The 24056-nt window shown below is 35.8% G+C and carries 23 protein-coding genes; 7 read left to right on the top strand and 16 right to left on the bottom strand.

The features are described from left to right. Position 1: 1 nt before the first annotated feature. Complete coding sequence (gene gcvP / locus ACFE0M_RS12370) at positions 2-2914, bottom strand: aminomethyl-transferring glycine dehydrogenase (protein WP_434546081.1); 2913 nt, start codon at positions 2912-2914, stop codon at positions 2-4. Positions 2915-3050: 136 nt separating this feature from the next. On the opposite strand from gcvP, the gene ACFE0M_RS12365 reads away from it, so the two are divergent. The 3 genes from ACFE0M_RS12365 (at position 3051) to ACFE0M_RS12355 (ending at position 5670) form a co-directional block, all read left to right on the top strand. Continuing rightward, complete coding sequence (locus ACFE0M_RS12365; protein WP_434546080.1) at positions 3051-4511, top strand: M28 family peptidase; 1461 nt, start codon at positions 3051-3053, stop codon at positions 4509-4511. Positions 4512-4518: 7 nt separating this feature from the next. Continuing rightward, the gene (locus ACFE0M_RS12360) at positions 4519-4719 is read left to right on the top strand and encodes a hypothetical protein (RefSeq protein ID WP_434546079.1); all 201 of its coding nucleotides are present in this window, start codon (positions 4519-4521) and stop codon (positions 4717-4719) included. 153 nt (positions 4720-4872) lie between these two features. Continuing rightward, entirely contained in the window at positions 4873-5670 is a 798-nt protein-coding gene (locus ACFE0M_RS12355; RefSeq protein ID WP_434546078.1) for an FkbM family methyltransferase, read from the top strand. Between the two features lie 36 nt (positions 5671-5706). Here the strand turns inward: ACFE0M_RS12355 and ACFE0M_RS12350 are convergent, their stop codons facing one another. The 14 genes from ACFE0M_RS12350 to ACFE0M_RS12285 form a co-directional block, all read right to left on the bottom strand. After that, positions 5707-6216, bottom strand: coding sequence for a hypothetical protein (locus ACFE0M_RS12350; RefSeq protein WP_434546077.1), 510 nt, complete (start codon positions 6214-6216; stop codon positions 5707-5709). Positions 6217-6267: 51 nt separating this feature from the next. Beyond that, positions 6268-6777, bottom strand: a complete 510-nt coding sequence (locus ACFE0M_RS12345; protein ID WP_434546076.1) for a hypothetical protein — start codon at positions 6775-6777, stop codon at positions 6268-6270. Next, positions 6759-7559: an inositol monophosphatase family protein gene (locus ACFE0M_RS12340; RefSeq protein ID WP_434546075.1), complete on the bottom strand. Its 801-nt coding sequence runs from the start codon at positions 7557-7559 to the stop codon at positions 6759-6761. Before ACFE0M_RS12340 ends, ACFE0M_RS12345 begins: the two co-directional genes overlap by 19 nt. 84 nt (positions 7560-7643) lie before the next feature. Further along, on the bottom strand, positions 7644-8813 hold the full coding sequence (locus tag ACFE0M_RS12335) for a DUF4105 domain-containing protein (protein ID WP_434546074.1): 1170 nt from the start codon (positions 8811-8813) through the stop codon (positions 7644-7646). Beyond that, positions 8810-9493, bottom strand: coding sequence for a 16S rRNA (cytidine(1402)-2'-O)-methyltransferase (rsmI, locus tag ACFE0M_RS12330; RefSeq protein WP_434546073.1), 684 nt, complete (start codon positions 9491-9493; stop codon positions 8810-8812). The genes ACFE0M_RS12335 and rsmI overlap by 4 nt, the downstream gene beginning before the upstream one ends. A gap of 20 nt (positions 9494-9513) precedes the next feature. Then, positions 9514-9744 (bottom strand): 4a-hydroxytetrahydrobiopterin dehydratase, encoded by a 231-nt coding sequence (locus ACFE0M_RS12325; protein WP_434546072.1) that lies wholly within the window; start codon positions 9742-9744, stop codon positions 9514-9516. A gap of 58 nt (positions 9745-9802) precedes the next feature. After that, complete coding sequence (locus ACFE0M_RS12320; protein WP_434546071.1) at positions 9803-10069, bottom strand: DUF493 domain-containing protein; 267 nt, start codon at positions 10067-10069, stop codon at positions 9803-9805. A gap of 71 nt (positions 10070-10140) precedes the next feature. Continuing rightward, the gene (locus ACFE0M_RS12315; RefSeq protein ID WP_434546070.1) at positions 10141-12252 is read right to left on the bottom strand and encodes a peptidylprolyl isomerase; all 2112 of its coding nucleotides are present in this window, start codon (positions 12250-12252) and stop codon (positions 10141-10143) included. 77 nt (positions 12253-12329) lie between these two features. Continuing rightward, entirely contained in the window at positions 12330-13604 is a 1275-nt protein-coding gene (locus tag ACFE0M_RS12310) for a hemolysin family protein (protein ID WP_434546069.1), read from the bottom strand. 3 nt (positions 13605-13607) lie between these two features. Next, positions 13608-13820, bottom strand: coding sequence for a hypothetical protein (locus ACFE0M_RS12305; protein WP_434546068.1), 213 nt, complete (start codon positions 13818-13820; stop codon positions 13608-13610). Further along, positions 13810-14472, bottom strand: coding sequence for an LPS export ABC transporter periplasmic protein LptC (gene lptC, locus ACFE0M_RS12300; protein WP_434546067.1), 663 nt, complete (start codon positions 14470-14472; stop codon positions 13810-13812). Before lptC ends, ACFE0M_RS12305 begins: the two co-directional genes overlap by 11 nt. Positions 14473-14661: 189 nt before the next feature. Beyond that, positions 14662-15966, bottom strand: coding sequence for a tetratricopeptide repeat protein (locus tag ACFE0M_RS12295; protein ID WP_434546066.1), 1305 nt, complete (start codon positions 15964-15966; stop codon positions 14662-14664). Positions 15967-15978: 12 nt separating this feature from the next. Then, on the bottom strand, positions 15979-17199 hold the full coding sequence (locus ACFE0M_RS12290) for a hypothetical protein (protein WP_434546065.1): 1221 nt from the start codon (positions 17197-17199) through the stop codon (positions 15979-15981). Positions 17200-17260: 61 nt separating this feature from the next. Next, a complete protein-coding gene (locus ACFE0M_RS12285) occupies positions 17261-17977 on the bottom strand; it encodes a type III pantothenate kinase (RefSeq protein ID WP_434546064.1) in 717 nt (238 codons plus the stop codon). 36 nt (positions 17978-18013) lie between these two features. On the opposite strand from ACFE0M_RS12285, the gene ACFE0M_RS12280 reads away from it, so the two are divergent. From ACFE0M_RS12280 to ACFE0M_RS12270, 3 genes are all read left to right on the top strand, one after another. Continuing rightward, complete coding sequence (locus ACFE0M_RS12280; RefSeq protein ID WP_434546063.1) at positions 18014-19096, top strand: anhydro-N-acetylmuramic acid kinase; 1083 nt, start codon at positions 18014-18016, stop codon at positions 19094-19096. A gap of 85 nt (positions 19097-19181) precedes the next feature. Beyond that, positions 19182-20408, top strand: a complete 1227-nt coding sequence (locus ACFE0M_RS12275) for a Glu/Leu/Phe/Val dehydrogenase dimerization domain-containing protein (protein WP_434546062.1) — start codon at positions 19182-19184, stop codon at positions 20406-20408. Positions 20409-20484: 76 nt separating this feature from the next. Beyond that, a complete protein-coding gene (locus ACFE0M_RS12270) occupies positions 20485-21975 on the top strand; it encodes a sodium:proton antiporter (protein WP_434546061.1) in 1491 nt (496 codons plus the stop codon). Between the two features lie 34 nt (positions 21976-22009). On the opposite strand, the gene hemE is transcribed toward ACFE0M_RS12270, so the two are convergent. Then, on the bottom strand, positions 22010-23041 hold the full coding sequence (gene hemE, locus ACFE0M_RS12265) for a uroporphyrinogen decarboxylase (protein WP_434546060.1): 1032 nt from the start codon (positions 23039-23041) through the stop codon (positions 22010-22012). Between the two features lie 98 nt (positions 23042-23139). On the opposite strand from hemE, the gene sdaAA reads away from it, so the two are divergent. After that, a complete protein-coding gene (sdaAA, locus tag ACFE0M_RS12260; protein ID WP_434546059.1) occupies positions 23140-24048 on the top strand; it encodes an L-serine ammonia-lyase, iron-sulfur-dependent, subunit alpha in 909 nt (302 codons plus the stop codon). Positions 24049-24056 lie beyond the last annotated feature (8 nt).

The raw sequence follows: 24056 nt of genomic DNA, 5'->3' as shown, positions 1-24056 counted from the left end.
TTTAGACACTAACTGCTTCCTCTGAATTTTCATATTCTGATACTGGAATACAGCTACACATTAAGTTTCTATCCCCATAAGCACTGTCTATTCGACTTACACTTGGCCAAAACTTGTTGTGGCGAACTGATTCTATTGGGAAAACTGCTTTTTCTCTTGAATATGGTAATTCCCATTTTTCTGCCAAGGCTACGGACATTGTATGTGGTGCATTTTTCAGCACGTTTTCAGTCGCATCAGCTTTTCCGTCTGCAATTTCTTGTATTTCTTCCCTAATTGAAATCATGGCAGTACAGAATTTGTCCAATTCCATTTTACTTTCACTTTCCGTTGGTTCTATCATCATAGTACCCGGAACAGGGAAAGAAACAGTAGGGGAATGGTATCCATAATCCATTAAACGCTTGGCAATATCCTCAACCTCAACTCCATATTCTTTAAAAGCACGGCAATCAATGATCATTTCGTGAGCGGCTCTACCTTTTTGATTGGTATAAAGAACCGGATAATGACCAGCTAATTTTTCTTTTATATAGTTAGCGTTTAAAATGGCGGTTTGTGTAGCCTTTTTAAGCCCCTCACTGCCCATCATGCAAATATAAGCATAACTTATAGCCAATATGCTGGCACTGCCCCAAGGAGCTGCAGAGATGGCCGAAATAGCTTGATTACCACCAGTCGGAATTAACGGATTGCCAGGTAAGAAATCTTGTAAATGTTCAGCTACGCAAATTGGCCCCATGCCTGGCCCACCACCACCGTGCGGGATACAGAATGTTTTATGTAAGTTCAAGTGACAAACATCAGCTCCAATATTTGCAGGAGATGTTAAACCAACTTGGGCATTCATATTAGCTCCGTCCATATAAACCTGACCTCCATTATCATGAATGATTTGACAGATTTCTTGAATACTTTCTTCAAACACACCATGAGTAGAAGGATAAGTCACCATTAATGCAGATAAATTATTTTTATACTCTTCTGCTTTGGCCTTCAAGTCTTCCAAATCAATATTTCCTTGATCGTCACATTTGGTAATGATCACTTTCATTCCGGCCATTACGGCACTTGCTGGGTTGGTTCCATGGGCTGAAGACGGCACTATCGTCACATTTCTATGACCTTCACCTCTGCTTTGGTGATAGCCTCTGATGACCATTAAACCAGCATATTCACCTTGAGCACCTGAATTGGGTTGTAATGAGGTAGCGGCAAAACCGGTAATTTCGGTCAACATATTTTCCAGCTTAATGAACATCTCTCTATAGCCCAAAGCTTGTTCTTTTGGTGCATAAGGATGAATATGTGCCATTTCTGGCCAAGTAATCGGAATCATTTCAGCTGTTGCGTTCAATTTCATAGTGCAAGAGCCCAATGAAATCATGGAATGCACCAATGATAAATCTTTATTTTCCAATCTTTTGATATAGCGCAACATTTCGTGCTCAGCATGGAATTGGTTGAATATTGGATGTTCCATGAACCTACTTTCACGAATCAATTGTTTTGGCCAATCCAATTCTAGGTGATCAATATTATCCTCAAGTGAAAATTTATTGGCATCTTCATCCACTACTAAGGCAAATATCTCAATCAATTCTTTTACATCATGAATACGGGTAGTTTCGTTCAATGCGATAGAAACTGTATGCGTCCCACTTAAATTAAGATTGATTTTTCTTTCATATAACAATGAATGAAGTTTTTCTCTTAATTTCTCTGATTCAAGCTGAAGTGTGATGGTATCAAAGAAATTTTTATTGCTTACTTCATAACCTAATGCCGTCAATCCATTGGCTAATAATTTTGTCAACGAATGGGTGCGGATTGCGATCTTTTTCAATCCTACCGGACCATGGTAAACCCCATACATACCTGACATGATGGCCAATAGTACCTGAGCGGTACAAATGTTAGAAGTTGCTTTTTCTTTTTTAATGTGTTGTTCTCTTGTTTGCAAGGCCATTCTGTAGGCTTTATTACCTTTTTTATCTACAGAAACACCAATAATTCTACCCGGTATTTGCCTTTTATATGCTTCCCTTGTTGCAAAATATGCCGCATGTGGGCCACCATAACCTAACGGAATACCAAATCGTTGTGAAGTACCTACTACACAGTCAGCGCCCATTTCTCCAGGAGGAGTCAATAAGGTAAGTGCCAATAGATCTGCACCAATTGTAGAATGTACATTGTTTTCGGTAGCAACTTCAATAATTGGTTTTAGATCATTGATTTCTCCTTGTAAATTGATTTGTTGAGCGTAAAACCCAAAAATTTCCGGGTCTGTCACATTTAGTTGCGATAAATCCGCTATTCTTAATTCTATTCCCAGAGGATTAGCCCTAGTTTTTAGTATGTCGATAGTTTGCGGAAAAGTGTTTTCATCCACAAAGAAAACAGTTGCTGATTTCTTCTTACCTTTTCTTAAACCATAGAACATGCTCATGGCTTCTGCCGCAGCTGTTCCTTCATCCAATAAGGAAGCATTTGCCAACTCCATACCGGTCAAATCCATTACCATGGTTTGGAAATTCACCAAAGCCTCTAATCGACCTTGTGCAATTTCTGCTTGGTAAGGTGTATAAGCCGTGTACCACCCTGGATTTTCCAGAATATTTCTTTGGATTACACCCGGAGTATGGGTATTGTAGTATCCTAAGCCTATATAAGATCTAAAAATCTGATTTTTTTGAGCAAGCTCTTTAAAAGACTCTAAAAATTCAAATTCAGTTTGCGCTTCAGGAAGGTTTAAATCTTTCTTTAGCTGGATAGCCTTGGGTATAGTTTCATCTATAAGATGTTCTAAAGAATCGGCTTTTACCGTTTTCAGCATCTCCGATATTTGCTGATTATCCGGTGCATTATGCCTTACATCAAATCTTTCTTGGTACAGAGGGTTTAATTTCATAATATTTGAAAGTATCTTTAATAAATATTTTAGATATTACGGACTGTTTCGTGCTACAAAAGTACAATATATTATTTAGGAATTTTGTTCACATAACAGTAAAAATTTTAAATAAATTTACCTTAAACCCTTAATTATGAAGACTTTTTTCTCAACTCTAGCCATGAGTTTATTGGCAGTAAGTTTACTGTCAGCCCAAGTAATGGAAAAGCAAGCAAGAAAGTATGCCAAAACCATTACAGATGACGATTTAACTCGCCATATTACTTTGTTAGCTTCTGATTCTCTTGAAGGAAGGGAAACTGGAAAGAAAGGTCAAAAGATGGCGGCAGAATATATCAAAAATCATTTTGAATCTTTAGGATTGACAGCCCCAGTTGATGGATCTTATTTTCAAAAATTTAATCTTTATCAAACCTATAGGGGAGAATCTGAAATAGTGGTAAATGACAAAACCATTAAAAACCTTGATCAAATGGTCTATTGGGCTAATACACCATTTGAGAGAAATGAAATCGAAATAGTATTTGTAAATAAGGCTACTGAGGAGGATTTAGAAAATGTTGAAGCAGAAGGTAAGTTTTTAGCTTTTCAAGCAGAAGGACAATTTACTCCAACTTTGAAGGTTATTGAAGAATTAGGTGCTAAAGGGGCATTAGTTTTTGCGGAGGATAGTAGCAGAATGAATATGGTGTTAAGATATGGCAGATATTATGCTACCCATGGTTCATTGTCTAGAGAAGAGCCATCAAAAAAGGGATTAGCTAGCGTAGTTATTTATAAGGAATTGGCAGAAGAATTTTTTGGTAAGCCACTTTCTGAATTGAAAATTGGGGACAATGCTTCAGCGGAGCTTTTTGCTGAAATCAATACTGAAACAATAGAAACTGAAAATGTATTGGGATATTTGGAAGGAACGGAAAAGCCAGATGAGTTAATTGTCCTAACAGCACATTATGACCATGTTGGGGTTCAAGATGGGAAAGTATATAATGGCGCAGATGATGATGCATCAGGTACTACTGCCGTATTAGAAATAGCAGAAGCTTTCGTGAAGGCCAAAAAAGCAGGACATGGACCCAAAAGAAGTATTTTGTTTATGCCGGTAACTGGTGAAGAAAAAGGACTGTTAGGCTCGGCTCATTATGCTGAGAACCCTGTGTTTCCGCTAGAAAATACGGTCACAAACTTGAACATTGATATGATAGGTAGAGTGGATTCTGCACATATGGATGATAGAGAATTTGTCTATTTGATTGGTTCAAACAGAATTTCTACAGAGTTACATGAGATTAGTGAGGCGATGAATGAAAATTACACAAAATTAGAGCTGGATTATACTTACAATGCCGAAGACCACCCTGATAGAATTTATTACAGGTCTGACCATTGGAATTTTGCCAAAAATGGTGTTCCAATCATTTTCTATTTTAACGGTACTCATCCGGATTATCACCAGCATACTGATACTGTGGAAAAAATTGAATTTGATTTATTGAAGAAAAGAACTGATTTAGTATTTTACACTGCTTGGGAAATAGCCAATAGAGAAAACCGTTTGACTATTGATGAAGTGGAAGAAGAAACCGAAGAATAAATTTATTATGAAAAAGCTATCAACCCTTATTTTGATTTTAATGATTTCAGCCTGTGGGCTAGTAGAAGTTTGTGTGGTTTGTACCGAAGCCAATACAGGCATAGAGGAGGATTATTGTGGTTCTCCAGAACAGGTTCAAGAGTTTGAGGATGAACTGGAGGATACAGGAAATCAGTATGGCCAAGATTGGAATTGTACCGGAGCTTAAAAATAATAGTAGATATAAATTAAAAAGCTAAGCTAAAAATTTTCTGCTTAGCTTTTTAATTTTTAATAAATCTCAACGGCTTTTATAAGGGTATTAAATCAAACACTTTGCTTCTTTAGTAGCCAGGCGGTTATTTAATTGGTATTAATAATTATGTCAGTAATAAAAAGATTTTTTAAGAGGAACTCCCATAACAAATTATTTAAAGGGCTGGCTGGCTTTGGAAGAGCACTAAACCGGTTATATGAAAATAGAAACCATGACTTATACAGTAACGGAGAATTTACTGTTCTAAAAAAAATATCTAAACTCAAGCCCGCAGTGATTATAGATGGTGGAGCTAATATAGGTAAATACACGCTAGTTTGTAATGAATTGATGCCCAATACCTTAATATATTCACTTGAGCCTGTGAAAGATACTTTCAAACTCTTATCACAAAATGTAAGTACTCATGAAAATATTGTAGCTGTTCAAAAAGGACTTTACAAAACCAATACCAGCAAAGAAATTAATATTTTTAATTCCAATACTCATTCTTCATTGGTTGACATACAGGGCTTATCTTACGAATCGACTCAAAAGCAGACAATTGAACTGACAAAAGGGGACGATTTTTTGAAAGAACATAAAATTGATGAGGTTGACCTATTAAAAATTGATGTGGAAGGCGCTGAATTTGATGCATTGTTGGGTTTCGATGAACATATTTCGAATGGAAAAATAAAGATGATTCAATTCGAATATGGATATATTAATATCACTACTAAAAAATTGTTAATAGATTTTTACAATTATTTCGAGAGCAAAGGCTACTTACTAGGAAAAATTTTCCCGAAAACGGTCGAGTTCAGAAAATACGAATTTAAATACGAAGACTTTTTGGGGCCCAACTTTATTGCCGTTAAGAAAACCGAAACCGATTTGATAAATCTTTTGGAGAAAAAGTAAACAGTATTTTCTTACTCATGGGGTAAGGAATTTTGTTTATCTTCTCGATAGATTGTGTACCTCTATCCCTTTTTGAGTAGTCATTTCTTCAATAGCACTTTTGATCTGGATAGAAGTTTCTTTTCTTGTTTTATAAGGAAAATATTCTAATCCTGTTTTGTCCTTAATCCCAATTAAATAGTAACCTATTTCTATTTTCTTAACATCATCCCAATTGAAGAAAACTGAGTTTTTGAAAACGCCTGTTTTGATTTTAATTCCAGTATCTGAGATTAGAAAATGAGGGGCATATCTTGAGCTAGGGGATAATTCAAAATGGGCTCTGAACAAGAATATACAAGCTGATAAGAAAAATAATACGCCTGAAATGATTTTATAGTTAAACTCAGTATCTATAAGAACAAAACTGATGATATAATATAGTGAAGAAATCATCATTAGCCCGCCTGCTATATAATTTAATTTTATAGCAGTTTTTTCAGACATACTAATGTCTCCTGATCCTAAAGTAAATCTTTGGCTTTGCTCTATTGATGGTGTTTCCATTGGTTCTGGACTTTGGTTAGAAGACATTATAGTCGTATTGTAAAAATAAGTTTACTTTCTTAAAAGATTCTCCACCTCTATTCCTTTTTGAGTAGCCATTTCTTCAATAGCCCTTTTGATTTGAATTGATGTATCTTTTCTGGTTTGATAAGGATAATATTGCACTCCTGTTTTGTCTTTAATTCCAATTTTATAAGAACTAAGCTCCACTTTCTTAATATCATTCCAATTTATCAATATAGATTTTTTGAATACCCCTGTTTTTACCTTAATAAAATCATCAGAAATCATAAAATGCGGGGCGTATTTTGAAGTAGAAGATAACTCGATTCGAGCTTTAAGGAAAAACAAAAGAGCAGTGAAAATATAAATGAAGCTAGTAAAAAAGTGTCTGCCTAGTTCATGCTCTTTTTCCATATAATTGATAAAATATGAAATTGCGGTCAACATAAACAATCCACTCAATACATAATTCAACTTCTTAATTGCATCATCTGAGAATTTCACCCTACCAGCCCCTAAATTAATCCTTTGACTTTTCTCTATTGATTGTGTTTCCATTGGTTCTGGATTACAGTTAATAGTTCTTGATAAATTTCTTGTGGGCAAGATAATATTTCCCTGCCAAAAATGTAATCTTTATCACCATTAAATCGGCTTACTTTTCCCCCGGCTTGTTGTACAATGAAGGCACCTGCCGCAACATCCCAAGCATTCAGGTTGTATTCAAAATAACCTTCATATCTTCCGCAGGCCACGTAGGCCAAATCCACTGCTGCACTGCCAAATCTTCTTAATCCATGAGTGTTTTGCATTAAATGTTTTAAGATTGATAAATAGTCATCCATTTTATCAAAGTCATTATAGGGAAAACCAGTTGCAATTAAACTTTGAGAGAGGTCAATATTTTTAGAAACAGAAATAGGCTTTCCATTCAACTTTGATGATTCGCCTTTAACGGCCTCAAAACACTCATCTCGATTAATTTCCAATACTATTCCGGAAACTATTTCATCATTTTCTTGCAATGCTACACTGATTGAAAATACAGGCAAACCATGTACAAAATTAGTGGTGCCGTCCAAAGGATCAATTATCCAATTATACCTTTCTCCTTTTTTATTGGAGGTACCTTCTTCTGCAATGAAACCTGATTCGGGCAAGATTTCACCTAGGCCTTCTACTAATCTTTTCTCCGCTTCTTTATCGACATAACTCACCAAATCGTTAAATCCTTTGTGCTCTACTTTAGCAGTATTGAAGTTTTCGGATTCTTCTCTTATGAATTCACCTACTTCTTTGACTAGCTTTTTTGCTTCTTGATGAATAGTGTTTAGTTTCATCTTTTTAGTTTATATCTTTTTCGTTTGGTAGAAGATTTAATCATTGCATAGCGTGACCTCAAGTAATAAGTCGGTCTTAGACCGTTATACATTCATTTTTTTGGTTCTGTATAAAAGGTTAAAGGACTTAAAGGCAAAATATAAAACAATAGGCAATACTGCCGTATGCATGGCTTGTGGCAGGGTATAGAAAAATCCCAATACCATAAATTGAACAATTCCGAATAAAGCGTAAAATACCGTATGCCATTTTTTTGCTGGTTTTTTGAAAAGTAAAAAGGCTAACACCACATTTAATGGAAAGGCCCAAATCATGTTCCAGTTATTGACCGTTGCCACATGGTCCGATAGAAACCATAGAAAGAAGATTAGACAACCAACAAGCCCTGTAATGACAAATAATAACCTGTTGAACCAAACATCGCTTAATTTGGATTTATGATGTCTTACGCTCAAGAAAATCCCAAATAAACAAAGAAACCAAGTGACATATTCAGGCAAAATTTGAAAGCCAACAGTGGCTTGATCTTCTTCTGCCTCATAAATGATGATTTTTTCTTCCACTATCGGTTTTCCATTATAAGTAGCTTCGTCAAAATGGAACATCAAAAGATCGGGCAGGAACATCTCATTCCTTTTGTCGGCAATTTGGTCTGTAGGTTGCCCTAGGACCAAATCGATACCGAAATCTTGCCAAGGTTTGTCTGCTAAATAGATATCTAAATACTCTCTAAAAGTAAGTCCTTCAGCTTCTCTTTCCCAAACCAATCCTTCACCTAAAACATCTTCCAATAAATCCCTGAAGCGTGTTGAGCAATTGTCAAAGAAAAAATCATACTGGTAAAATCGATTTTCTGGTCTGATGTTTTCTATCAGAAAGCTATAGATTTCATTTTTCTGTTTCGGGCTTAGGTTTAGTTTTTGCTGAATTACACTTCTTTTCTCGGCCTTAGCAGAATTGATTAAATATGATATTCTTCCGGCAGAGAGCATGTAATCAAGCTTCCCCCTTACAAATTTCATATAGAAACCAGGCGTTTCAAAATCAAATGTCCCGTAATTGAAAACTACGCTTAGGCCTTTACTTTCATCTTCTACCCATAGCGCAGAATGACCAAAACCTGAATAAAGCTCATCTCCTGGTGCAACGGTAATCAAACTCATTTTAGCGTCATCTGAAAGCGTATTTTGAGCTGATATTGAAAATGAAAAAGTGGATACAATTAATAATCCTATAAAAAGTTTTTTAATCATGATTTTGCATTTAATACCAATACAATTTCTCCTTTAGGGGCAGTTTGCTCAAAATGTTCAATGAGTCCTGCCAAGGTATCGGTTATGGTTTCTTCAAATAATTTTGTGAGTTCTCTGGAGACAGAAGCCATTCTTTCTTCGCCCATCACTTCGGCCAGTTGTTTCAATGTTTTCAGCAAACGATGTGGTGATTCATAAAAGATGATCGTTCGCTCTTCTTCCTTTAAATTTTCTATTCTGGTTTTCCGTCCTTTTTTATGTGGTAAAAAGCCTTCAAAAATAAATCGGTCATTTGGGAAGCCAGATTTGATAAGAGCGGGGATTAAGGCAGTAGCGCCTGGAAGGGATTCCAGTTTAATGTCATTTTTTAAAGCTTCACGAGCCAATAAAAAACCCGGATCTGATATTCCGGGTGTTCCAGCATCTGAAATCAATGCCATGATTTTTCCTGCTTTTAGTTCTTCAATTACTTGCTCAACTTTCTTATGCTCATTATGGATATGAAAACTCTGCAGTGGTTTTTTGATATCATAATGCTTGAGCAGTTTTCCGGAGGTTCTGGTGTCTTCGGCTAAAATAACATCTACCTGATTTAGGATGTTGACCGCACGATAGGTCATGTCCTCCAGATTGCCAATGGGGGTGGGCACCAAGTAAAGTTGTGTTTTTGATTGCTCCATCCCCAAAATTAAAGATTTTATTAAACTAATTTATCAATTTCCTCGGCTAGCTTTTTATCTTTTTCTGTTATGGTGTTACCTTCATCGTGCGTGGTCAGCTCAAAGCTTACCTTATTGTAAACATTAGACCAGTTCGGGTGATGCCCCATTTTCTCAGCTATGATGGCCACTTGAGCCATAAAGCCAAAAGCTTGCGTGAAATCTTTAAATTCAAATGTTCTTTTAAGCGTATTATTTTCTTCTTTCCACATAATATTAACTTTTAGTGTATTTAACCGATCAGAAAATGATTTGTTACAGTACCTAAAGCTATAAGGCAATTACTCCTTTTACCTTATTGGTTTCCAGATACTTTTCAATAATCTGCTCTGCAGAGTTGGCTAACATTTTAATGGTTAAACTCACATACTTGCCTTTACTAGAAGGTTTAACTATTACCTCATGATTTTCAAATATATCTTTGATTTCATCTTGCTGTTCTGCAGGCACAATAAATTTGAACATATAAAGGCTAGGCCATTCGGTAACAGCTTCCAGTTTTTCTTTAAATGATGCTATTTCTTTCTCAGTACTCATTACTTTTCCTTTTCTTTTTCCATAAAAAAAGGGGCTAAAAAAGCCCCTTTAAATATTAATGATTTAATAAATTAAAAGAACTTATATCTTTCATCTACAATGTCAGCTTTTTCTTCAATTGCTGATTTAATTTCAAAGGACACGTTGTTGCTTCTGCTTTGTGCCAATTGGTTTTTGTATGAATTGTAGTCCGCTATTTCCGGAGCCGGAGTTCTATTCAATACATTTACGATTACTATACCATTATTGGCCTCTAAAGGTTGCGATTGCGTATTCAATTCAATTCCAAAAACAGTCCCAATAACTTTAGGTGCCTGACCAACATTTGGAATAGAATTTGAAGAAATTTTTAAGTCTGTGGTAGAATAAACATTAGCATCTGAACCATAGGCTTCCGCTTTTTCATTTAAACTACCTGATAATTCGGCTAATTTTTCTTTAATGATATCTGCTTTCATTTCTTGCTTCAATTCTCTAGCAACAAAGGCTTTTGAATCTTCAAAATTAGCTTCACCTTTATCGGTTTCATTTGTCAGAACTGCCACAACAAAATGAGAGTCTGTTTCGAAAACCTCTGAGACTTTTCCTTTAGAAGCATCAGTAAAGGCCCATCTTACAATCGGTCTAGACGCGCCTAGATTTCCTATAGTTCTTTGGTTTGGAGACATTTTCCCAGAGCTTCTAACGCTGTAATTACTTTCCTCAGCAGAAGCTACGAATTCTGCATAATTTGCATTGGAAGCTGCAAATAAGTCTGCTTTTCTGTATAAATCGTCCCTAGTGGACTCAGATGGTAAAATATCTCTGTGGATAGTGGCAATTTTATAGGTTTTTGCGGTTTTTTCTTCCGTTACTTTTATAACGTGGTAACCATATTGAGTTTTAATTACTCTATTGATTACACCAGTTCCAGAATAATTAAAAACAGCTTCGTTAAATTCATCTACCATTTGACCTTCCTTGAACCAGCCTAAGTCACCACCTCTTGTAGCAGAAGGTCCGTCACTATTGTCCTTAGCTAGTTCAGCAAAATCTTGTCCACTCCTTGCCTTTTGCAATACTTCTTGAGCCTCTCTTTTAGCTTTGGCATCAGCTTCATCGCTATCATCTTCAGCTTCAATTAAAATATGGCTTGCTTTTACAGATGAAACCGTGTCGTCATAAATTTTAGAAGTTTTATATAAGATGTAAGCACCGTCTTCAATATATGGTCCTATTACATCACCTTCTTTTAATATATTAGTATTAGAAGCTAATATTTTTGGCAGCTGTGCTATTGTATAAGTTCTAAATGAGTTGCTTCTGTCAGAATTCATTCTAGCATAAGCAGAATCATCTTCTACTTTCTGAAATTCTTTTTTAAGCTCTTCTACTTCTTCTTTTATATAAGTAGAGTCTTTTCCTGAAGGCAATAATTCAAAGCTTACATAACTAATAGTTCTTGAAGCATCAGTTTCATACTTTTCTTTATTCTCATTGAAATAGCTTTTCAATTCCGCCTCAGTTGGTGTTACCAATGAATCATTTACAGAGTAGAAAGGTACATATAAGTAGTCAACTTCTGCTGTTTCATTTTCTTTTTGGTAAGCTTTTTGAGCTTCAGCAGTGGTAATGTAGCTAGTTTTTCCTAATAGCGCATCGTATTTGGTCCTTGCTCTTGCAGGCACCAATGAAGACTCAAATGAATACCACTGTGCTTGCTGTTCAGCAGGAGCTTGTGCAATATTTCTAATGATATTGACTACTTGCTCTTTATTGAATTCACCGGTTTCAGGGTTTGTAAAATTTTGCCTTACAATAGGGCTGATGTTATTTCCTTGCACCATGTCCACTAATTCTTCATTAGTAACCTCAAGTCCTAATTCATCATATTCTTTTTGAAAAGCTTTTTCGATAATAAGGAAATCCCACGCCTGCTGACGGATAGAATTCATTTCCTGATCTGTAGGAGTCCTTCCGTTTCCAGCTCTGAAGTTGTTTTTAAACTCCTCTATTTTTCGCTGATATTCCGGTAAGTTGATGGTTTCCCCAGCAATTTCACCCACATCATTAGATCTTCCGCCACCTAAAAGCATTGAGTCTGGCCCAAGTAAATCGGTTAGCAAGAAAGCTAGAATGGATAATCCTATTAGGGCGATCAATACCGACCCCATTTTTACTCTTAATGTATTAAATACTCCCATGTTTGTTTATTTCAAAGATTCGCAAAATAATAGTATAAATGATTAATATCAAAGTGATTCCATTTATTACTTTTAGCTTAATTTGGGTTTGTGATAATTAATTTTACTAGATTGATTCTGTTTTCTTCCATACTTTCGATCACAAAGCGGAAAGGAGGACTACTCACTTCATCTTTTAACTGCGGAAAATTTTCTGTTATAGATAATATAAAACCTCCTAAAGTGTCATAATCTCCTTCAGGTAAATTCAATAAATATTTATCATTTATATAATCAATTTCCAATCTAGCACTAAAAATAAATGTGCTGGCTGAAACTTGTTCCTCTACCAAGTCCTCATCATCATGTTCATCCTGAATTTCACCAAAAATTTCTTCGATAATGTCTTCCAAGCTTACAATGCCGGATGTGCCACCGAATTCATCCACCACCAAAGCCAAACTTTTATGCTCTTGAATGAATTGTATCATCAATTCATTGGCGGGCATGGTTTCCGGCACTATGATGATAGGTGTTAATATTTCTTTGATAGAGGAAGGCTTTTTAAATAAGGCTAGTGAGTGACAATAGCCTATAACATCATCAATGGTGTCCTTATAGATCAAAACTTTAGAATGCCCGCTTTCACTGAATGCATCTTTCAGTTCTTCAGTTGAATCTTCAATATCGACTGCTACCACTTCAGTTCTGGGGATCATACACTCCCTCACCTTTATGGTTTTAAATTCTAGCGCATTATTGAATATTTTTTTATCCAATTCCACTTTGCTTTCCTGATGATCAAGTTGGACGGTATTTTTTACAAAGTGGTCTAAATCAGTTAAGCCAAAAACCGGCTTATCTTCTTCATATTTCAATCTTAAAACATATTTGATAAATATTTTAGATAAACTGACAATGAAAAATACTATTGGATAAGTAATATAATAGATAAGCCAGAGTGGAATGGCAAAAAATGATAATAAGCCATTTGGATTAAGTAAGAAAATACTTTTAGGAGTGAACTCGGCTACAAAGAGTACAAAAATGGTAGCAATAAAGGTTTGTGCTAGGAGAATAAAAATATCGTTTTGGAAGAATAAAGGTAAATTGGTAATTAAAACCGGTTCAACCATTTTGGCCATATAAATACCATAGACTACCAATGAAATGGTATTCCCAATTAAGGTCGTACCAATAAAAGAAGAGGGTTTCTCTAAAAATTTTGACAGTATTTTACCTGAAATTATTCCTTGCTGACTTTGCAATTCGATATGCAATTTATTGGAGGAAATGAAAGCAATCTCTATTCCTGAAAAAAATGCAGAGAAGAGTAAAGATATGATGATATAAATAAAATAACTGCTTTCCATTTTCTATTTAGAACCGCCCTCTGTTCTGTTTTTTTGTTTAAGATATCTATGTAAAAGTAACAGACTTATGGATAACATAAAAATCCAGTAGGAATATTCAAAACCTACTGTAATGGATTGGTGGATCCCGATTACGAATAAGGCAAAAGCCAAGCCTATAATAATAAAATTAGGCTTAGAAGGCTGCGGTTCAGATTCCTTCCCTTTAATTGTCATCTTTTTTCGGCTCATCGGCTCTTTTTATGATTTTTTTAGCGGGTAATTTTTTTGTGGTATCACCCGTGATTTTTTTTGTCGGTTTAGGAGTAGTTGGTGCTTTATTCACTTCTTTTGAAGTTGAGTCTTGCTCCTCCAAATAGATAGTACCACTTGGTTTTAAAATTCTATAGCTTGAAAAATCTTGTTTTGCCCGCAAACCAGTACCTGTCGATATTTGGTCTTCTGACTGTATCCTCACAAAGGTTTCAGTATAAATTTCTTCCTTTTCAGGTTCCCAGTATAATTCCTCTGAATTGAGTTTTCTTGGTTCTATATAACCAATAACTTCCACATCACCTTCTGCTTTATAAATATTCGTTTCTTTGGTGTAGTATGCTGAATTTGCCTCTAATGTGGATGACATGGTTCCGTCAGGCTCATAAAACTCTATATAAATATCATTGGGGAATTCCCTGTCACCATTTTCAAAATCCAATTGTTTTGAGGCACTTACAATAACCCTGACTTTAGCTGAATCAGAATAGATGATTTCAACAGTATCTGCTTCCATAATGGGACCAGAATATTCTTCAAATTTTTGTTTTGATTCCAAACCCGAGGAGCACGACTGTATGATTAGAAACAGTATTAAAAGATGAAAATATTTCATGTGTATTGGTTTATTTTCAACAGTCACATGGAATAGTCAAAGTTCAAAATCATTGTTCACCAAACTTCAATGACCTGTTATATTCATTTCGGTTGGTATGCCATATTTATGACTATTTCATATTGTAAAAATAAAAAAAGCGGTCAAGATAATGAACTCAAGACCGCTTTAGTAAATTTTATTAAAAGATTAATCTCTTATTTTAACAGTAACAGTTTCACCAATCCAACATCCAACTTTTACTTCATCACCTATTTCGTAATCATAGTTGAAGATATCTTCGTTCGAAGGAAATTGTTCCTTGGCAACCGCCATTCTAGTAGTGGCTCCACCTTTTTGATACATTTCATATGCAGCGATATAAACAGCTCTGTCTTTCACTACATCATTACCGCCTTTACATTCAGTAAAGCTGTTCAAATAAAGATCACCGATAATAGCATAAGCCTCTTTTCTGGACGGATCTTCATCTAAAGCATCGTATGCATAGCTTCTAGCTTGTGTTTTATTACCCATTTTAGAAGCGATATCAGCTAACTCGATATGAACATCGGCTTTTTTGATATTATCCTCAGTTAATTTTAATGCTTCTTCAAAATATGTTTTTGCATCATTCAAATTATCGTTTGCTTTAGACCTTAAAGCAATCATTCTTGCCAACCCAAATTCCGGAACATTTTTATGCACTACTTTTGCCGCTCCAAGAAATGAATCAGAACCGGTACATCCTCCAGCAAGTGCAAATTTTACGATTCTTTCAGCATCCTCTAATTTTTTGCCGTCTTCAATAAACTTAGGATATAGTTTTTCGTCAATTATATTACAATCAATGGTTACGGAAGCATTGAATAATTTTTCCACATAGTCTCTGGCTCTCTGAATATTCTGTTCATTTTCTCCATTGGCCAACATTTCGTCAAGTATCTCTTGTACTTGATCATAAATCTCGATTACGTCCACATCAGTTAAAGGACCTCCTGTTAATTTATAACGTCTAACAGCATCCATATAATGGAAAGTATTGGAAATGAACCCTTTGGCTCCAACCATCTCAATAGCCTCTTTATGGATTTCATATAAATCTTTATATCTGTCCTTTCTTTCTTTCCAGACATCATAAGCACCTGCTGCTTTTCTGTTAGTTACATTTTCTACATCATTGAAATATTTCATTCTCAAATCGTAGAGTAAAACAACAGAATCTTGTAGGTTTTCCTGTTCTTTTCCAGTAGTGGTCTGAGCTAAATTCTCATATATTTTTACTCCTTGTATATAAATAGAAGGATTAAGATCAGGAGTTTCTTTAAGCAACCATTCCAATGGTGGTTTTGCCGCCTCATATTTTTCTGCTGTAAGCATATCAGAATACAGCGCATTTTTTTCAACGGCTTTTGCTTTCTTTTCCGGATCTTCTGGCCAGTTCCAGCCACTTTGCCCAAGCATTGAAGCTTGAACACCTATTAATACTGCTAATGTTAATAGAATCTTTTTCATCTTTCTTAAAATTTAATCAAACTGTCTTCGTAAAAACCATCTATCGTTAAAAGTAAAACTCAAATTAAAATTTAAATAATTTTCTTGTACTAAATTATTTAAAAGTGTTCCCCTTTGGCCTACTTCAAACGCTAAATTAACGTTTGATATGTTATTTATAGGTAGGGTAGAACCAAAAGTTATGCCAAATGAATTTATTGAGTTATTATTAATAACTAATGGGCCGTTGGAAATGTTAAGTCCTGCTCTGTAAGTTATTCTCTCATAGTACTTTGTACCGGATTGAGCGTCTGGGGTAAACTCTCCTCCAAAATTTAGTTTCATGAGTTCTCCAAAATTATTGTCTGAAATTCCGAAGCTATTGTATGCTGACCAGTCCTGATAAGAAACATCAGCAAGTATAGCCCATGCATTTTGCTTCATATAACTTAAACCAATACTTATTTTTTGCGGAACTATGGTGGTACCTTCTCTATCAGACTCTAAAAATGAATTATCAGTGTTTTCAGCCCTTAAAGGATTTTCAGTTAAACTTAAAAGCTGTAAAAATGAATTTCTGGTGGTATTTAAACTTGCCTCTAAATCGTAAGTAGCGCCTAAAGACAAATAGTTTTCACCTAATTTTTTGGTGAAATTAGCGCCCAATACAAATGAAAAATCAGAAAAATTGTCAGTGTATTCGGCTGAAACTAGATATGGGACATTTAATGTGTCTCCTTCATTGATGATATCTTCATATATAGTCCTATCAGTAAGATTTCCGAAATTATAATTTGCTTCTGCGCCAATGGCTATGTTTTTGGTGATGTTCCATCCGTTGGCCAAACTAAATTGCGAGATAGTTCCTTCTCCTTCAAACCTAGATGTTTTAGCTTGTGGGTCAGGTATTTGATCAGAACTTCTTCTCAAAATTTCATAATTTTTAGAGGAAAGAGGTCTTAAGGCCACTGAAATGGCATATTTCCCGGGAACAATAGGGAAAGCAATTGTCGCATATTTTAATCCCCCATTAACTTGTGTGAATCTAGTTACCTCATCGCTTATATTGTTTTGAGATATGCTTAGCCCGGCTTCAAAAGAAGTGAAGCGTTGCCCTCCTAATAAAGCAGGGTTCAAAACAGGAATAAACCATGGGCTTTGATATGCAATACCTGCATTTCCCATTCCATTATTGGAAACATACCCTTTTTCTGCCATCAAGCCTATTCCATATGCGGAGTATGGCGAGGACATCTCCTGGGAATATGATGATGAAATAAAAATTATGGAAAAAATACTGGCAACTAAGCCGGTCTTAATTTGACACATTATATCTTAAAATTGCATTTAAACCCACTAAAACTAATTCAGGGATTGCAAAGATGGGGGCTTTTATTTTAGATTCAAAGAATTTTGCATCTCCACCCGTAATTATTGTCGTGAGCGGTGAATATTTCCTTTTAACCAGCTGAATATAAGCTTCTATCTCTGCCTGAATTCCGAATACAACTCCACTTTGCATAGCGCCTATAGTATTGTTTGCTATGTAAGCATCAATTGGTTCAGGTTTTACCAACGGTAATCGGGCGGTAAAATTATGCATACTCTTAAATCTCATGTGCAAACCTGGTGAAATAGCTCCCCCGTGGTAGATATTTCCTTTTTCAAGTACTTCATAGGTAATACATGTGCCCAGATCAATTGTTAGTGTATTTTCTTCTGGGTGTAATGCTTGAGCTCCAGCTACTGCCGCAATTCGGTCTAAGCCAATTGTAGTTGATTTATATTCGTTTTTAAAAGGCAGGCTTGTTTGTTGATTTAATAAAATTGGGTTTTTAAGGTTCTTTAATTCTTTTAAAATATCTTCGTAAGAAATATTGACACTGGAGATAATCACAGCATCAGTTTCTTTGGAATCCAAAAATTGGTTGAGCTCAAGTAGAGAATTAAAAGTTTCGGTAGATTCTAATCGGTCTTCCTTAAAAAAACCTATTTTCGTTTTAGTATTGCCTATGTCTATGGCTAAGTTCATATTCCTTTTTTTGAAAGCCTAAAAGTAAATAATTTTATGCAAAAACTCACCTACAAAGCTATCGGTCTAATGTCAGGAACCTCCTTAGATGGTTTGGATATTGCATTTTGTCAGTTCGAAAAGTTAGCAGATAATAAATGGAAATGGGAAATATCAAAGGCAGAAACCAAAAGCTACCCTGAAAAAATCAAATCAAAATTAAAGGATGCAATCAGGTTAAGTAGCCTAGATTTACATTTGCTAGATGTTGAATTAGGAAAATGGATGGGGAAAGCTGTAAAGGATTTTATACATACAAATAATTTAAATGTCGATTTCATAGCTTCTCATGGGCACACAGTTTTTCATTCGCCCGAAAATCAAATGAGCTTGCAAATTGGGAATCCTAATTTTATTCATGCAGTCACTCAGTTTCCTGTAATTTCGGATTTCAGAAGCTTGGATTTGGCAAAAGGAGGTCAAGGAGCTCCACTCGTGCCCATTGGGGATGAATTATTATTTAGTGAATATGATTTCTGTATTAATTTGGGAGGTATAGCCAATTTGTCATTTAAAAATAAAAAAGGCAAAAGAATTGCCTATGATTCAGGTGTGTGCAATATTTTATTGAACACATTGGCCAATCTTAAAAAATTGGAATATGATGAAAAGGGCTTAATTGGCCGATCAGGATCGATAATCCCTAAGCTTTTAAATGAATGGAATGATTTTTCTTTTTTGAAAAGGGATCACCCTAAAAGCCTTGGGATAGAGTCGGTAGAGCTTGAAATTCTTGCAAAAATTGATCCTTCCCGTTACAAAGTTGAAGATATGTTGGCCACTGCCATAGAACATATAGCTACTCATATAAGTAATGCTTTAATTTCAGCTAAAACTGAAGGTGAGGTTTTATTAACAGGAGGAGGTGCTTTCAATGAATTCTTGATGGAAAAAATCCAATCCAAACTGCCTAAAAATTTTAAGTTGAAGGTAGCGGATCAAAAATTGGTAAACTATAAAGAAGCCTTGATTTTTGCATTTTTAGGGGTTTTAAATGTGAGAAACGAATTTAATACCTTGTCCTCCGTTACCGGTGCTCATTCCAATAGCGTATCTGGTCAAAAGCTTGGCAATATTTGAAATATATTTTTGTAGTTTTGGCGTTTTGGAAACTTAGATGAATTCATTCATCAAAACTTTTTGTGAAACGACTAATACGTAAAATATGAAAGAACTCTTAGAGAAATTTGAGAATAAACGACCTGAAGTAGTATTTGAATGGAATGATCCTGAGACGGAAGCAGAAGGATGGGTAGTTATCAATTCACTGAGAGGGGGTGCGGCAGGAGGCGGGACCCGCATGAGGCCTGGGCTTGATAAGCACGAAGTGGAATCATTGGCCAAAACAATGGAAGTGAAATTTACCGTTTCTGGTCCCGATATAGGGGGTGCAAAGTCCGGGATAAATTTCGATCCTAATGATCCTAGAAAAAAAGGAGTGTTGGAAAGATGGTATAAGGCAGTATTTCCTTTATTAAAAAATTATTATGGTACCGGAGGAGATTTGAATGTGGACGAAATCCATGAAGTAATTCCTATCACTGAAGAATATGGTTTGTGGCATCCGCAGGAAGGTGTGGTAAATGGTCATTTTAACGCTACCGAGCCAGAAAAAATCAAAAAATTAGGACAGTTAAGACAGGGTGTGATTAAAGTAATTGAAGCCCCCAATTATAGTCCGGATATTAGAAGAAAATATACCGTAGCAGATATGGTGACGGGTTTTGGTGTATCAAAATCAGTTGAGCATTATTATCATATCTGGGGTGGGAAACTTCATAAAAAAAGAGCCATTATTCAAGGATGGGGGAATGTGGGAGCATCCGCAGCCTTTTTCTTAGCACAAGCAGGGGTTAAAGTAGTGGGAATAATAGATAGAAATGGAGGGTTAATTAAAGAGGATGGCTTTTCATTGGAAGAAATTACTCATTTGTTTTTAACTCGAAAGGGCAACGAACTAATAACAGATGATTTAATCCCATTTGAAGAAATAAATAAAAAGATTTGGTCACTGGAGGCAGAAATTTTTATTCCGGCCGCAGCATCAAGGTTAATTACCAAGGGACATGTGGAGGAAATGATTGCTTCAAAATTGGAAGTGATTTCAGCAGGTGCAAACGTACCATTTGCCGATAAAGAAATATTTTTTGGCCCTATAGCAGATTTTGCTGACAATCAAGTAGCTGTAATTCCTGACTTTATTGCGAATTGTGGAATGGCCAGAGTCTTTGCTTATTTGATGACAACGGATGCCGAAATTACGGATGAAGCTATTTTTGAGGATACTTCTCGAACAATTGAAAGAGCGCTCCGTAAAACTTTTGAGGCAAGCAATTCGAATGTGAATATTTCAAAGACTTCTTTTGAAATCGCCTTAAGTCAATTAATTTAACATTTAATTAATCAATTCCCCTTAAGTATATTTATAGGAAACTTCCTAAATTGGGGATTCTTGAAAAATCATTTGCATGAGAACATCGATATTTTCTATTTCAGCAATTATTTTGACCTTTTTATTTTCGACTATTTATACTCCTCAGGCATTTTCTGAGGAAGTAAATGTAGCTACTGAAGTTGTTGATGAAAGTAATCAGGACGAGCATTCTGCTGAAGTAGAAGGTGAAGAAGAGGCACATCATTCTGCCCCTGCTTGGACAGTGATTCCATTCGTTTTGTTGCTATTAATGATAGCAACGGGACCTCTATTTTATGAACATTTCTGGCATAAAAACTATCCCAAAATAGCTGTCATTTTAGCAGTATTAGTGGTGAGTTACTATTTGTTTGTAATTCATAATGTCCACAGCCCTGTTCATGCCGGATTTGAATACATTCAGTTTATATCTCTTTTAGCTTCACTTTACATAGCATCGGGCGGCATTGTAATCAATGTCAATAAAAAATCAACCCCAATAGTCAATATTGTGATGTTGCTAATAGGAGCGGCAGTTTCCAATTTAATAGGAACAACGGGGGCTTCCATGCTTTTGATCAGGCCTTTTATTCGTTTAAATAAGAACAGGATTAAAGCTTATCATATTATATTTTTCATTTTTATGGTCAGTAATATTGGTGGTTCCTTAACCCCAATTGGTGATCCGCCCCTTTTCTTAGGATTTTTGAAAGGAGTGCCGTTCTTCTGGACTTTAGAACATAACTGGCCAGCATGGATTTTTGCCTTGATCATTTTATCAATAGTATTCTATTTTCTTGACAAAAGGAATAAGTCTGGTGCCGAAGAAGATGAGAAAGAAGTTTTTGATAATAAGATTACCATCAATGGGAAAAGAAATTTCCTTTGGTTGACAGTGATTATAATATCTGTTTTTATAGATCCAAATGTATTTTCATGGGTGCCTGGTATTACTTATGATGGACAGGAATTTTCCTATATCAGAGAAGTAATTATGTTAAGCGTAACCTACTTATCCTATAAATTCGCAAAAGAAAATGTTCATGATCTAAATGAATTTAGTTTTGAACCGATTCGGGAAGTGGCTTTTATTTTTATTGGAATTTTCGGAACAATGATGCCTGCATTGGATTTGGTAGGTGATTTTGCCAAATCAGAAACAGGAGCCGCTTTGATTACGCATAACACACTTTATTGGGGAACGGGTGTTTTATCAGGTTTCTTAGATAACGCACCTACTTATTTAAATTTCTTGGCAGCTGCCATGGCATCCCAGGGTGGTAGCATTTCTGTATTAGCGGAAGTAACACAATTCGCTAATGGAGGAGTTTTTCATGATTCTGTAGCAGATTTAACAGCTATCTCTATTGCAGCGGTATTCTTTGGCGCCATGACTTATATTGGGAATGGACCTAATTTTATGGTGAAATCAATTGCGGAGCAAGTTGGAATTAAAATGCCTTCTTTCTTCGGGTATATTGTGAGATACTCTATTCCGTTTTTATTACCACTTCTATTTTTGGTGTGGTTGTTATTTATTAGGTAAAAGCAAAGGCAGGTCAAAAGCCTGCCTTAATTCTTTATTTTTGACCGTATTCCTTTACTGCCTCTATAAACCATTTTACATGATCTGGATTGATGTCCGGATAAACCCCATGGCCTAAATTGGCAATATGTCTTCCATTGCCAAATTCTTCAAGCATTCTTTTGGTCTGTTTTTGAATCGTGGCTTTATCAGCATAAAGCACGCAAGGGTCAAGGTTTCCTTGTAGTGTTTTATGATCTCCAACAATTCTTCTCACTTCTTTAGGATCCATTGTCCAGTCCAAACCAATGGTATGATACTCAAGACTGCTTAGATCTGCGAAAGCGGCATGAGCATCTTTTGCAAAAATGGTTTTAGGAACTTCTTGAATGGCATCAGCAATTTTCTTTAAATATGGAATAGAAAATTCCTTGTACTGGTCATGCGATAGAATACCAGCCCAACTATCAAAAACTTGCACTAAATCTGCACCAGCCGAAATTTGAGCTTTTAAATAGGCAATGGTGCTATCCGTGATTTTTTGTAAAAGTTGATGAGATAATTCTGGTTCCGTATAAAGCATAGCTTTTGCCTTAGAAAAAGTCTTGCTTCCGCTACCTTCTACCATATAGGCAAAAATCGTCCAAGGTGCACCGGCAAAACCGATCAGAGGAACTCTACCATTTAATTCATTCTTAGTGATTTCGATGGCTTTGGTAACATAAGATAGGCTCTCCTTAACATCTGCAACTCTTAATTTTTCAACATCTGCTTTTGATTTTATGGTTTCAGGAAATTTAGGGCCTTTTTTCTCAATCATTTCATAAGGCAATCCCATAGCTTCAGGGATCACTAATATATCCGAGAAAATAATAGCGGCATCCACACCCAAAATATCCACAGGTTGAATGGTAACTTCAGCTGCCAATTCAGGAGTTTGAGCTAATTCGATAAAACCACTTACACTTGCTCTTACTTTTCTATATTCAGGTAATATTCTACCCGCTTGCCTCATGAGCCAAACAGGAGTTCTTTCTACTTTTTCGCCTAACGCTGCCCTCAACAGCAAATCGTTTTTTAATTCCATGCTGCAAATATACATTCATATTATGCTTCTGAATTATAATAATGCTAAACTTTTCTGTTTCTTTGCCGATTAATGCATTAGGCTAAATACAAACTGCTATGTCAATACTTTTTAGTGATTTTAAAGGATGGAAGGAATATTGTGAGGAGAAAAATGTTAAACTTTTTGAACCCGTATTGGAATATGAAAAGGATCAAAAGGGCAAGGATGCGGAATTTGTATGGGAAAATCTGCAGAAAGCCTATGATGTAATGCGAGATGCTGTTAAAACTGGTTTAGAAGAAGACATGCAGTCACGCTCAGGAATGATCAATAATGGAGCTAAGAAGGTATATCAAAATCCTTTAACAGTTCTTGATCCTAATTTCCAGAAATTGATAGCCCGGGCACTGGCTGCCAAAGAAGTCAATTCCTGTATGGGAAGAGTTGTGGCTGCCCCAACTGCAGGAGCTAGTGGAATTTTGCCCGGCACCATGTTTACCTTACAAGAAATTCATGGGCTTGAAGACAGGAAAATTTTAGAAGGACTTTTGGTAGGTGCTGGAATAGCCTTAATCATTGAACAAAAAGCTTCTTTAGCAGGAGCTGTTGGCGGTTGTCAAGCTGAAACAGGAAGCGCTGCCGCTATGGCATCAGGAGCCATTGTTTATTGTTTGGGCGGTGACATTGATCAGGTCTTTAATGCAGTGGCTATAACCATTCAGTGTATGTTAGGCTTGGTATGTGATCCAGTTGCGGGTTTAGTTGAAGTGCCATGTGTAGTCAGAAATGCAAGTGCGGCCGCTATTGCCAATTCATCTGCTCAAATTGCCTTGTCCAATGTGAGTGGTGTTATCCCTGTAGATGAATGTGTGGATGCATTGGGCGAAGTGGGACAGAGCATGGAAACTAAATACAAAGAAACCGCAATGGGAGGTTTAGCCATGACATTGACAGGTCAAAATATTTCTAAAAAAGTATTGATTCAGGATATAGAATTGCTTCCTGATGAGGATGAAGTGGAGTGATTGAATAC

The sequence above is a fragment of the Marivirga sp. genome (assembly GCF_051117495.1).
Taxonomy (GTDB): domain Bacteria; phylum Bacteroidota; class Bacteroidia; order Cytophagales; family Cyclobacteriaceae; genus Marivirga.
Note: the sequence above shows the minus strand (reverse complement) of the source record. Positions and strands in the feature narration are given on the sequence as shown.

Excerpts from the sequence above, each read along its gene's own strand:
- gcvP (WP_434546081.1), bottom strand. The coding sequence starts at position 2,914 with ATGAAATTAAACCCTCTGTACCAAGAAAGATTTGATGTAAGGCATAAT.
- ACFE0M_RS12365 (WP_434546080.1), top strand. The coding sequence starts at position 3,051 with ATGAAGACTTTTTTCTCAACTCTAGCCATGAGTTTATTGGCAGTAAGT.
- ACFE0M_RS12360 (WP_434546079.1), top strand. The coding sequence starts at position 4,519 with ATGAAAAAGCTATCAACCCTTATTTTGATTTTAATGATTTCAGCCTGT.
- ACFE0M_RS12355 (WP_434546078.1), top strand. The coding sequence starts at position 4,873 with ATGTCAGTAATAAAAAGATTTTTTAAGAGGAACTCCCATAACAAATTA.
- ACFE0M_RS12350 (WP_434546077.1), bottom strand. The coding sequence starts at position 6,216 with ATGGAAACACCATCAATAGAGCAAAGCCAAAGATTTACTTTAGGATCA.
- ACFE0M_RS12345 (WP_434546076.1), bottom strand. The coding sequence starts at position 6,777 with ATGGAAACACAATCAATAGAGAAAAGTCAAAGGATTAATTTAGGGGCT.
- ACFE0M_RS12340 (WP_434546075.1), bottom strand. The coding sequence starts at position 7,559 with ATGAAACTAAACACTATTCATCAAGAAGCAAAAAAGCTAGTCAAAGAA.
- ACFE0M_RS12335 (WP_434546074.1), bottom strand. The coding sequence starts at position 8,813 with ATGATTAAAAAACTTTTTATAGGATTATTAATTGTATCCACTTTTTCA.
- rsmI (WP_434546073.1), bottom strand. The coding sequence starts at position 9,493 with ATGGAGCAATCAAAAACACAACTTTACTTGGTGCCCACCCCCATTGGC.
- ACFE0M_RS12325 (WP_434546072.1), bottom strand. The coding sequence starts at position 9,744 with ATGTGGAAAGAAGAAAATAATACGCTTAAAAGAACATTTGAATTTAAA.
- ACFE0M_RS12320 (WP_434546071.1), bottom strand. The coding sequence starts at position 10,069 with ATGAGTACTGAGAAAGAAATAGCATCATTTAAAGAAAAACTGGAAGCT.
- ACFE0M_RS12315 (WP_434546070.1), bottom strand. The coding sequence starts at position 12,252 with ATGGGAGTATTTAATACATTAAGAGTAAAAATGGGGTCGGTATTGATC.
- ACFE0M_RS12310 (WP_434546069.1), bottom strand. The coding sequence starts at position 13,604 with ATGGAAAGCAGTTATTTTATTTATATCATCATATCTTTACTCTTCTCT.
- ACFE0M_RS12305 (WP_434546068.1), bottom strand. The coding sequence starts at position 13,820 with ATGACAATTAAAGGGAAGGAATCTGAACCGCAGCCTTCTAAGCCTAAT.
- lptC (WP_434546067.1), bottom strand. The coding sequence starts at position 14,472 with ATGAAATATTTTCATCTTTTAATACTGTTTCTAATCATACAGTCGTGC.
- ACFE0M_RS12295 (WP_434546066.1), bottom strand. The coding sequence starts at position 15,966 with ATGAAAAAGATTCTATTAACATTAGCAGTATTAATAGGTGTTCAAGCT.
- ACFE0M_RS12290 (WP_434546065.1), bottom strand. The coding sequence starts at position 17,199 with ATGTCCTCGCCATACTCCGCATATGGAATAGGCTTGATGGCAGAAAAA.
- ACFE0M_RS12285 (WP_434546064.1), bottom strand. The coding sequence starts at position 17,977 with ATGAACTTAGCCATAGACATAGGCAATACTAAAACGAAAATAGGTTTT.
- ACFE0M_RS12280 (WP_434546063.1), top strand. The coding sequence starts at position 18,014 with ATGCAAAAACTCACCTACAAAGCTATCGGTCTAATGTCAGGAACCTCC.
- ACFE0M_RS12275 (WP_434546062.1), top strand. The coding sequence starts at position 19,182 with ATGAAAGAACTCTTAGAGAAATTTGAGAATAAACGACCTGAAGTAGTA.
- ACFE0M_RS12270 (WP_434546061.1), top strand. The coding sequence starts at position 20,485 with ATGAGAACATCGATATTTTCTATTTCAGCAATTATTTTGACCTTTTTA.
- hemE (WP_434546060.1), bottom strand. The coding sequence starts at position 23,041 with ATGGAATTAAAAAACGATTTGCTGTTGAGGGCAGCGTTAGGCGAAAAA.
- sdaAA (WP_434546059.1), top strand. The coding sequence starts at position 23,140 with ATGTCAATACTTTTTAGTGATTTTAAAGGATGGAAGGAATATTGTGAG.